Here is an 8903-nt window from a genome sequence, read left to right on the forward strand (position 1 = left end):
CAACAGACTTATCATAAGTCTCATTCTCGTATATATTAGATTCGTAGTACTTCGAATTGTTATTAATAAGCTCTGTCATCTTTCTTAAAAGTTCAGTATTTTTTTCTTCCAGTTCACCAATAACTGTCTTTAATTCTTCTTTTTTATTACCATCAAATTGATATCCATAGCTTTCATAAAAATCCAATGACTTTTTGTTGAGGACGATTTCTGTATCTGATAATTCTGATTGAAGCTCTTTGACGTTCTTTTCTACTGATTCAATTTCATTTTTTAAGGCTTCATTTTCTGCTGTAAGTTTTTTAGAATATTTTAAATTAAACTTAGTGTAGACAAAAAACGCCACTGCTAAAACAATAAGAACTATTGAAAAACCAAATAATACTTTACCCCATCGTTTATTCTCCATAGGTCACCTACATTTTTTCTAAAATCATTAAGCTAGATGAATTTTTTCCAAACTTTTTGTCGATTTTATTAATAATTAAATAGGAAACTGCCATTGAACATAGTCCAATTATTAGGGATATTAAATCTACATTTTTTATTCCATTTTTTGAAAGCAAACTATAGGCTATGGAGATGCCCATTATCAAAAATACTAGGGGCATACCATATACTAATAACTTATAATTAAAAACAGATTTTTCATTTACATTTAACTTAACTAAATCCCCAACTTTGGCAGAAATGGTGTTTTTAAATTCTAAATATTCTAACTGAGATTCAGCGCAATGAGCATTGCAAGAATCGCAGCTATCACCACAAGCGCTCTTCTTCATAAATTCTACAATGATTCTTCCATCATTAACTTTTCTGACAATGCCAATGCCTTCCATTTAAATCACCTTATTCTTCTTCAATAACTGAAATGTGTACTTCTTCTAATTGTTCCTTTGAAAGCTCTGTTGGAGCTCCTGTTAATAGACAAGTTGCTTGTTGAGTCTTTGGAAATGCGATTACATCTCTTATGCTATCTGCATTTGTAAATAGCATTACAAGCCTATCAAGACCAAAAGCAAGTCCTCCATGTGGTGGTGCTCCGTATTTAAATGCGTCTAGTAAGAATCCAAATTTTTCTTTTGCTTCTTCTTCGTCAAGTCCTAGAGCTTTAAACATTTTTTCTTGTATCTGTGGATCATTAATTCTAATACTTCCCCCACCTATTTCATCGCCATTAATGACAATGTCATAAGCCTTTGCTCTTGCATTTTCTTTATCACTTTCAAGTTTATCAATGTCTTCATCAAGTGGACTTGTGAATGGGTGGTGCATTGCAACATATCTATTTTCTTCTTCATCAAATTCAAATAGTGGGAATTTTGTGATCCACAATAATTTATAGTCGTCTTTGTCGATTAAATCTAAATCTCTTGCTATCTTGTTTCTTAAATTTCCAAGACCGCTGTAAACCACAGAGTCTTTATCTGCAAGGATTAAAATTAAATCGCCTTTTTTAGCATCGAAAGCATTTAAGATTTCTTGCATTTTTTCTTCGGAGATAAATTTAGCAATTGGTGAGTCCACTTCATCTTCATATTTTATCCAGCTAAGACCCATTGCCTTGTAATCTTTGACAAAAGATTCTAATTTTTTCATTTGTTTCTTGGAATACTTATCTGCTCCGCCATCTACTTTAATTCCACGAACGCTCTTTCCATTAGATACATTGCCTTCGAAAACTTTGAATCCGCAGTCTTTTACAATTTCAGAAATATCAACAAGCTCCATTCCAAATCTAAGGTCTGGCTTATCTACCCCAAATCTATCCATTGCTTCTTTATATTCCATTCTTTGAAGTGGAAGCTCTATATCTTTATCTAATAACTCTTTAAAGAGCTTTTGTAAAAATCTTTCATTTATATCCATTACATCTTCTTCAGTTACAAAGGACATTTCAAGGTCTATTTGTGTAAACTCAGGCTGTCTATTTGCCCTTAAGTCTTCATCTCTAAAACATTTTGTAATTTGGATATATCTATCTAGTCCTGCAACCATTAAGAGTTGTTTCATAAGTTGTGGAGATTGTGGTAGAGCATAAAATTTTCCTGGGTTAACTCTACTTGGAACAAGGTAGTCTCTTGCTCCCTCTGGAGTTGGCTTAGTAAGCATTGGAGTCTCTACTTCTATAAATCCATTTTCATAAAAGAAATCGCGAGTTATTTTATAAATTTCGGAACGAATCTTAAGATTTTTTTGCATGCTAGGTTTTCTAAGATCCAGTGCTCTATTCTTAAGTCTCATGTTCTCAGAAACATTGTCGTTATCTTTAATGTAAATTGGCGGAACATCAGACTCGCTAAGTATTCTAAGTTCTTCTGCAAGTACTTCAACTCTACCAGTGTCTATATTTTCGTTTATAGATGATCTCATGCGAACTTTACCGCGAACGGCAATTACATATTCTCCTCTAACATGACTTGCCTTCTCTAATAATTCTTCTCCAAAGGAATCATCAAATACAATTTGTGCTATACCACTTCTATCTCTTAAATCTATAAAAACTATTGAGCCTAGGGATCTTTGTTTTGCAACCCAACCCATTAGAGTTACTTCTTCTCCAATGATATCTTCAGAAATTTCGTTGCAATACATAGATCTCCTTAGATTTCCCATATTCTCTGCCATAATTTCCTCCTCAAAATTTAAGCTCCAATCCAGTTGGACTTGGAGCTTTCTTGCGAACACCATAAATTATATAATATAGTTTAAACTCCTTTTGCAAGGATATTTTAATTATAAATATATAATATTATAAATCAAATAGGTGTAAATATCAATATTTAACAAATTCTGCTATCAATTCTCTTGCTGAATACTTCAACATCTGTAACTAGATTATCATTAATGAGTCTATCCTTTACAAATTTTGCTGCTTTGTCCATTCCTTGGCAACCTGCTAAAAGCAATATATCGTCATCTCTAAGGTAATTAATGGAATCATTAACTGCCTCATCAAGAGTTTCATAAATTTCGTAACTAATATTATTTTCTTCCATTATCTTCTTAAAAACATTTAATTCATCTTCAGAAACTTCATCTTTCCATGTAACTACGTCTTTAGAAAGGGTTGCTGCGAATCTCTTTGGTTTAAGAATGCTCATCCAATATACTAACTTTTCTGCTATCTCTCTATTTACTTCAACGCCGCGGTGACCTCTAATTGCATATAGAATGTTTAAATTATTATAATCCATTTCTTTTAGAGTTTTCATTGTGGCATCAATATTATTTTCATTGGCAAAGTGATCGTCTAAGATTTTAAACTTTTCGTCATAGATAAGCTCAAATCTTCTCTCTACGCCTGCAAATTTTTTAAGAGCATTTTGAATTGTATCGACAGAAATTCCAAGACATAGACCAATTATAATAGCAACAAGTGAGTTCATTACAGAAGAATAACCCACTGCTCCAAGTTCAATCTTAAAGCTTTGCTTCTTAATTTCTATATTTTTAAGAGTAATATCTCTATTTACGTGGAATGTAAATGATCCTTTACCTGTTGATAAATCTAGATCTGTAATTCCAAAGTCTCTGTCTAAATTTTTAAGTGAATAGCTAAGAACTTGTGCCTTAGTTTCATTAGAAAGTTCTGCTATCATGTCATAATCAAAGTTTAGAACGGCAACGGCATCTTCCTTAGCATTTCTTATTAATCTTGATTTATACTTAAAATAATTTTCAAATGATCCGTGTTGGTCAATGTGTTCTCTTCCAAGATTATTAAAAGTAACAAAGTCAAAGTCAATGTTTTTGTTTCTGTATAACTCCTGAGCAGAAGAAGAAACTTCCATTACAACATCAGTTACATTATTTTGTGCCATATCATCTAAATATCTTTGAAGTACTACAGACTCTGGAGTTGTGAGAATTGATGGAACCATTACATCATTATACTTTGTAAAGACTGTTCCTATTATTCCAGTATTTCTCTTATCCTCTTTTAACACACTCTCAACCATAAAGGCTGTTGTAGTCTTGCCATTAGTAGCAGTTATCCCAATCATATTCATTTTCTTTGAAGGTTCATGATAGAAATTATTTGAAATATCTGCAAGAGCAATTCTTGAATTATTTACTTTAATTTGGTTAATTTCTACATCTACATAATCTTCTACTACAGCAAGTGTTGCTCCCAATTCTTTTGCTTTTTTTACAAATTTGTGTCCATCTGTCACATAGCCTTTTATAGCAACAAAAATGCTTTCATCTACAACATCATCAGTGTGATGAGTAACTAGCTTATAGTCATTTTCTAAAGCAGAATTTAAATCAAAATTAGCCTCTAAAATCTCGACATTTTTAATTAAATCTTTTAACTTCACATTTATCTCCTCTTATTGATATATTCTTTTAAATTTTTCGTATTTATATCTCTTTTAAATCTTCCCGCATCACTAAGTACTTTGGAACTTGCACCTGAACCGAAACCGATTATGTTTTCAATCTCTTCCATCATTGCAATATTATAAATTGATTGAGTTCCCGTGCGAGAATATCCAATATTTTCAGAATTCATAACAGTTTTTTTCTGCCTATACATATAATAGGGCTCATATAAATTTTCTTCCATCAAAATCTTTGTGTCTTTTAAGAGACTATCGTAGTCATTTTTATTTTCGTATCCGTATTCAAATAACTTCGATCCATTTTTTAACGCCAAGGTGTGAAGAGTTATGTTTTCTGGTCCAATCTCTATAGCTTTTTTTATAGAACTTATAATACTTTCATTATCTTCTCCTGGAAGCCCCAAAATTAAATCCATATTTATAACACGAAATCCAATTTCTCTTGCAATGTCAAACCATTTTTTAAAATCAGCATTGGAATTTCTGTTTAAATTTTTAATAACTTCTTCGTTAAAGCTCTGTGGATTTAGAGATATTCTATTTACACCATTGGACCTAAGCATTTCTAAAAGTTCAACAGATAATGTATCAATTCTTCCGCATTCAACTGTAAATTCATAGGCTTTACCAAACTTATCTAGTAAAAGCTTTATAATTTTATTAAGCTCATAAACTTCTAGAGAAGATGGCGTTCCACCACCAATATAGATTGAATGTGGTGCTTTGTTAGACTTTCTCTCATAACTTTTTATCTCATTTAAAAGTGCGTCTACATAATCTTTTGCCAAGTTTTTATTATATATTGCTGTATCAAAAGAGCAATAGCTGCATCTACTTGGGCAAAACGGAATGTTTACATATATATTATAATTATCTTTTGAAAAAGGACTTTTAATATTATTTTGTTTTTTGTAAATTTTGTACAAAAATCTTGAATCAGATTCTGGAACTCTATATTTATCTTTTAAAATTTTAATTGAATCTTCTAGAGAATTTTTTGAAAATATTTTAGATGCAAGTTTAGATGGTCGAACTCCAGAAAGTATTCCGTAGCTTTTGTCAAAAAAAAGATCCTGTTCTACAAAATAATCGAAGAGCCTTCTTTTTATTTCATAGTGAACTTCCCTTTCGCTTTCAAAATAAAAAGATATGTCAAAAGAAAGTTCATCTTTTATTAAAAATACTCTCCAATTATTTTTAACATTATCAACAGTTAATTTAATCTCTTTATGGTTTACATAATCTGGAAATTTAATTCTCAAAAATTCAAAAAGAGATTTTTGCAAAAATTCTCTATCTGCCTTTACTGAAATCATAAATTTCTCATGAAGGGATTATTTAATTTTTCATTTCCCATTTGAGTCTCTGGACCATGTCCTGAAAGTACATATATATCATCATCAAGATTTTTTAATTTTTTTAAAGACTCCATCATCTTGTTGTGATCTGACTCTGGAAAATCTGTCCTTCCAATAGATTCGTTAAATAAAGTATCTCCAGCAAACAATATATTTTTATATAAATAACATACTGAACCAAGAGTGTGACCCGGCGTTTCAATTACCTTTATTTTATTATCTCCAAAGGCAATTTCATCTCCTTCTTTTACCAAGTGGTCAACTTTAGCAGGGTTTGTCTTAAGTCCAAATGTAGATGAACGGACAGTCTCTGGTGATTCTAAAAAGTCTTTATCTTCTAAAGACATGTACACATCTAAATCATATTTTTCTTTTAATGTGGCAACAGCACCAACATGATCGACATGACCATGTGTCAGTAAAATAAATTTAAGATTTAATTCATTTTTTTCTATTGTCTCAATAATAAGTTCACTAGATCCGCCTGGATCGACGATAAAGGCATTTTTATCTTCATCGTATAAAATGAAACAATTTTCTTGCAACATCCCAACAACTAATTTAATAATTTTTTCTTCCATAATTCACCTAAAATTCCTTGTTTGAATCCAATAAAATTGTAACCGGTCCATCGTTTAAAATTTCAACATCCATATCAGCGCCATATTCACCGTGTTCTACATTTATCCCAAGTGGTTTTGCTTTTTCTAAAAACTTTTCATACAATACATAACCTTCATCGAATTTTGCTGAACGAACATAGCTCGGTCTATTTCCTTTTCTAGCATCTCCATAAAGAGTAAATTGGCTTACAACTAAAAGGTCTAGACCTAAGTCTAAAAGTGACTTATTCATCACTCCATCTTCATCGTCAAAAACTCTAAGCTTTGTCACTTTCTTTAAAATATAATTTAAGTCTTCTTCAGTATCACTTGTTTCAATTCCAAGAAGAACCATAAGTCCCTTTGAAATTTCTCCAACTGTTTTGTCATCAACAGTTACTTTTGAATTCTTAACTCTTTGAACAACTGCTCTCATAAAATCACGCCTTTATACGGTACACATCAAGAACATTATCTACACGTTTTAATTTTTCTATTAATCTTTCTAGCTCACTAGTGTCTGTTATATCTACAGTAATATTTATGACAACATCGCCATTTTTTAGTGTTTTGGCATTTAAATAAGAAATATTTAATTTCAAATCTGAAACTTTTATTGCAATATCGCTAATTAAGTTTCCTTTGTCAACTGCTCTTATTTCAAGAGACGCTTGGTAGCTTGCTGAGTCTGTGTTTTGCCAGTGCACTTCAACAAGTCTAGATGGGTCAGTGTTGTTAATTATATTTTGACAATCTTTTCTGTGAATAGAAATTCCTCTTCCAATTGTGATATATCCTATTATGTCATCTCCTGGAACTGGTGTGCAGCATTTTGCAATTCTTACATTAACTCCGTCAACACCCTTTACCTCTATTCCTTGATTGTTTAAATTTCTTCTAGAAATATTTTCAGTAGATTTAACATCAACTTCTTTTTTATTGTAGCGATTATAAATATCCGTTAATTTTGCAAAAACTTGATTTATTGTAATTGTTCCAAATCCAAGTGCAGCGTATAAATCATCAATAGTGGAGAAGTTCATCTTTGATCTTACTTCTTCTAGCCATTCGTCTTTTACAATGCTGTGAACTTGATATCCCTGTCTCTTTGCTTCTTTTTCAATTAAGTCGCGTCCTCTTTCAATATTTTTGTCTCTATCTTTAACTTTAAAATATTGAGAAATCTTCTTTCTAGCTTGAGGGCTCTTTACAATCTTTAACCAATCAAGTGAAGGCGCAGAGTTTGGATTAGTAATAACTTCAACTATATTTCCGCTCTTTAATTTATAAGTTAGTGGAACAATTCTTCCGTTAATTTTTGCCCCAACACATGTATTACCAACTTGTGTGTGAATTCTATACGCAAAGTCAATTGGAGTTGATCCTTCAGGCAAGTTTAAAACGTCGCCACTTGGAGTAAATACAAATACTTCGTCGGCAAAGAAGTCAATTTTTAATGTGTCCATAAAGTCGTTTGGATCATTTACGTCTTTTTGCCATTCAAGCAGTTGTCTTAGCCAAGTTAAGTTTTCGTCAAAAGAAGTTGTCTTGTTTACTCCAGCTTTATATTTCCAGTGGGCTGCGATACCATATTCAGCAGTTTGATGCATTTCATAAGTTCTTATTTGAACTTCAAATGTCTCGCCATTGCTATCAATTACTGTAGTGTGAAGTGATTGATATTTATTTGGCTTTGGCATTGCTATATAGTCTTTAAATCTTCCTGGTATTGGCTTAAATAATGAGTGCACAACTCCAAGTGCGCCGTAGCAATCTTTTACTGAGTTTGTGAGAACTCTTACAGCTGAGAGGTCATAAATCTCGTCAAATAATTTCCCTTTTTTATTCATCTTCTTATAGATTGAATAAAAATTCTTTGGTCTTCCACTAATTTCACATTCTATTCCAACTTCTTTTAGATGTTCATACAATGTGTCGATTAGACCATTTATTAACTCTTCTCTTTCACTTCTTCTCTTGTTTACCATTTCAACAAGTTCGTAATATCCATCTTTGTCCAAATATCTAAGTGAAAGGTCTTCAAGTTCCCATTTAATTTTGCTCATACCAAGTCTATCAGCAATAGGTGCATAAATTTCAATGGTTTCAGTAGCCTTTTCAATTTTCTTTTTCTCAGTCATGTATTCCAAAGTTCTCATGTTGTGCAATCTATCGGCAAGCTTAACGATAATTACACGAATATCTTTGGCCATGGCAAGAACCATTTTTCGAATATTCTCTGCTTGTTTTTCTTCTTTATTTTTATAATTTAATTTTTTAAGTTTTGTAACTCCATCTACTAAGTCGGCAATTTCTTCGCCAAATTCGTCTTTTACTTCTTCATAAGTTACATCTGTATCTTCTATGACATCGTGAAGTAATCCAGCAATTATTGTTGGAGTATCCATATTCATGTCCGCCAAAATAAGTGCAACATGAAGAGGATGGATTATATAATCTTCTCCTGAGTTTCTCTTTTGACCTCTATGCTTTTCTTCTGCCAATAAATACGCTCTATTTATTAGGTCGAAGTCTGCATTTTCATTATATGATTCTATTTTTTTAATTAAATCGTCAATTAACATTAGCTTCAC

7 protein-coding genes and 1 pseudogene are annotated in these 8903 nt (G+C 31.6%); all 8 read right to left on the minus strand.

Annotated elements, in window-relative coordinates; translation table 11 throughout:
* Positions 1–409: pseudogene (locus tag ACOX6R_RS06130) on the minus strand (hypothetical protein); the annotation flags it as partial.
* A 7-nt stretch (positions 410–416) separates the two neighbouring features.
* A complete protein-coding gene (locus ACOX6R_RS06135; protein ID WP_433448340.1) occupies positions 417–839 on the minus strand; it encodes a SoxR reducing system RseC family protein in 423 nt (140 codons plus the stop codon).
* Positions 840–849: 10 nt separating this feature from the next.
* Positions 850–2628, minus strand: a complete 1779-nt coding sequence (aspS, locus tag ACOX6R_RS06140; RefSeq protein WP_433448342.1) for an aspartate--tRNA ligase — start codon at positions 2626–2628, stop codon at positions 850–852.
* 155 nt (positions 2629–2783) lie between these two features.
* Positions 2784–4325 carry a Mur ligase family protein gene (locus tag ACOX6R_RS06145; RefSeq protein WP_433448344.1) on the minus strand — a complete coding sequence of 514 codons (1542 nt, stop codon included), beginning with the start codon at positions 4323–4325 and terminating at the stop codon, positions 2784–2786.
* Between the two features lie 2 nt (positions 4326–4327).
* Complete coding sequence (gene hemZ, locus ACOX6R_RS06150) at positions 4328–5665, minus strand: coproporphyrinogen dehydrogenase HemZ (RefSeq protein ID WP_433448346.1); 1338 nt, start codon at positions 5663–5665, stop codon at positions 4328–4330.
* Positions 5662–6288, minus strand: a complete 627-nt coding sequence (locus tag ACOX6R_RS06155; RefSeq protein ID WP_433448348.1) for an MBL fold metallo-hydrolase — start codon at positions 6286–6288, stop codon at positions 5662–5664. The genes hemZ and ACOX6R_RS06155 overlap by 4 nt, the downstream gene beginning before the upstream one ends.
* A gap of 7 nt (positions 6289–6295) precedes the next feature.
* Positions 6296–6745, minus strand: coding sequence for a D-aminoacyl-tRNA deacylase (gene dtd, locus ACOX6R_RS06160; protein WP_433448350.1), 450 nt, complete (start codon positions 6743–6745; stop codon positions 6296–6298).
* Between the two features lie 4 nt (positions 6746–6749).
* Complete coding sequence (locus tag ACOX6R_RS06165) at positions 6750–8894, minus strand: RelA/SpoT family protein (RefSeq protein WP_433448352.1); 2145 nt, start codon at positions 8892–8894, stop codon at positions 6750–6752.
* Between the last annotated feature and the right edge of the window lie 9 nt (positions 8895–8903).

The organism is Peptoniphilus sp., assembly GCF_050943655.1.
In the GTDB taxonomy this organism is placed as follows: domain Bacteria; phylum Bacillota; class Clostridia; order Tissierellales; family Peptoniphilaceae; genus Peptoniphilus_A.